This is a genomic window from Mesorhizobium sp. M1E.F.Ca.ET.041.01.1.1 (assembly GCF_003997355.1).
Taxonomy (GTDB): Bacteria; Pseudomonadota; Alphaproteobacteria; order Rhizobiales; family Rhizobiaceae; genus Mesorhizobium.
In genome coordinates this window covers 1-1,150 of sequence record NZ_RZSL01001058.1, presented here as the reverse complement: position 1 = coordinate 1,150, position 1,150 = coordinate 1, and the positions used below count along the sequence as shown (strand labels likewise).

Here is a 1,150-nt window from a genome sequence, read left to right as displayed (position 1 = left end):
AATTCAGATAGAGCGAGAAGGCGCCGAAGACGGCGAGCTTCTGCTGCGATTCCGCGTCGAAATTCTCGGCATACTGCTCCTTGATCGTCTGCGTATCCCAGGCGGTCAGGCCGATGAAGACGGCAATGCCGATCACCGAGATGGCAAACTGCAGCGCGGTCGAGCCCAGGAACAGGTTGACGAGGCTGGCAATCACCACGCCGATCAGGCCCATGATCAGGAAGGACGAGAACTGCGTCAGGTCGCGCCTGGTCGTGTAGCCATAGAGGCTGGTGGCGCCGAACATCGTCGCAGCGATGAAGAAGGTGCGCGCGATGCTGGTGCCGGTGAACACCAGGAACACGGAAGCGAGCGACAGGCCCATGACGGCGCAGAAGGCCCAGAACATGGCCTGCGCGCTTGCCGCCGACATCGTCTGCATCTTGAACGAGAAGAGCATGACGAAGGCGAGCGGCGCCAGCATCACCACCCATTTCAGCGGGCTGGAGAAGATCGGCACGTAGAGCGCCGGCGTCGAGGCGACGGCCAAGGCGACAAGGCCGGTGACGACGAGGCCGAGGCCCATATAGTTGTAGACGCGCAGCATGTGCTTGCGCAGGCCCTCGTCATAGACTGCGCCGGTCTGGACGCCGGCGCCCGTTCGGTATCCCAGATTGGGGCTGTTCATTTGGGTTCTCCTTGGTTGGATCGGTTTGATTGGGCGTTTCAGTAAAGCGTTCGGGCCAGCTTTTCGGCGGCCCGGTCGAGATCGCCGGCATCGCCTCGTCCGACGACGGCGTAGGCCACCTCGCCGATCTGGAAATAGGCGGATGAGATATCGCCCGAGGGCGCGACCGTCGGTTTCACCACGTCGAATGTGCCCGGCCTGATGGCGAAGAGCGACACCAGGCCGAGGTCCTTCGTCTCGACCGCCATCTCGACGCTCGGCCCGAAACGCGACGGATAGATCTGGACGTCTCGTATCTTCCAGTCATCGGGAAGCGAGGGCATGACGATCGCTGTCGCGGCGCGGATTTCGTCGGCATTGTAATTTGGCGCTTCGGCCTGGGATGGCATCGTCTCGCGCACCAACGTCGTCCGGTGCGCGCTCACCGCTTCCTCGACATAGGCGGGCGGCTGCGTCGAGGCGACAACCTTGGTCACCGCGATC

Annotated in this window: 1 protein-coding gene and 1 pseudogene; both read right to left on the bottom strand. The window is 62.9% G+C overall.

Features of this window, described 5'->3' with window-relative positions; genetic code table 11:
- Positions 1-667, bottom strand: a 667-nt coding sequence (locus EOA38_RS37310) for a Bax inhibitor-1/YccA family protein (protein ID WP_145966323.1), incomplete at its 3' end; no start/stop codon positions are given.
- Positions 668-705: 38 nt separating this feature from the next.
- Positions 706-1,150, bottom strand: a pseudogene (locus EOA38_RS37305) (anti-sigma factor); the annotation flags it as partial.